The organism is Streptomyces javensis (assembly GCF_039525925.1).
GTDB classification, from domain to species: domain Bacteria; phylum Actinomycetota; class Actinomycetes; order Streptomycetales; family Streptomycetaceae; genus Streptomyces; species Streptomyces asiaticus.
In genome coordinates, this window is the sequence record NZ_BAAAIF010000305.1 from 1 (window position 1) to 504 (window position 504).

The following is a 504-nucleotide window of genomic DNA, read 5'->3' on the forward strand; positions in this document are numbered from 1 at the left end:
GAAGCACCAACGGCCCCTCCAAAGTCAACTCCTCAACAACCCCGCACCCCCACCGCAACCCCGCCTGCAACACCAACTCCACAAACCCCGTACCCGGGAACAAGACCACATCGGCCACCGAGTGTTCGGCCAGCCACGGCTGTCCGGCCAGCGTGAGCACACCCGTGAGCAGACCGCCGCCGGACTCGGGCAAGGGCACCACCGCGCCCAAGAGGGGATGGTCGAACTCGGCCGCCCCGGGTGTCTGCCGCAGGGAGGCCGCCCAGAAGCGCCGACGCTGAAAGGCGTAGGTCGGCAAGTCCACGGCGTGGGCGTCCAGGCCGGTGAACGCCTCCCGCCACTCCACCGCGACACCTTGGACATGCAGCCGGGCCAGCGCGGTGAGGAAAGAGGCAAGACCGCCGTCGTCACGGCGCAGCGATCCGGTGACGAGGATGTCGGTGTCGGTGGCGTCGGCGGTGTCCTGGATGCCGACGGTCAGCACCGGATGCGGACTGGCCTCGA

At 69.2% G+C, this 504-nt stretch carries 1 protein-coding gene; it reads right to left on the bottom strand.

From position 1 onward, the window contains the following. Positions 1–504: polyketide synthase dehydratase domain-containing protein (locus ABD329_RS48090; protein WP_344318344.1), on the bottom strand; the 504-nt coding region annotated here is incomplete at both ends.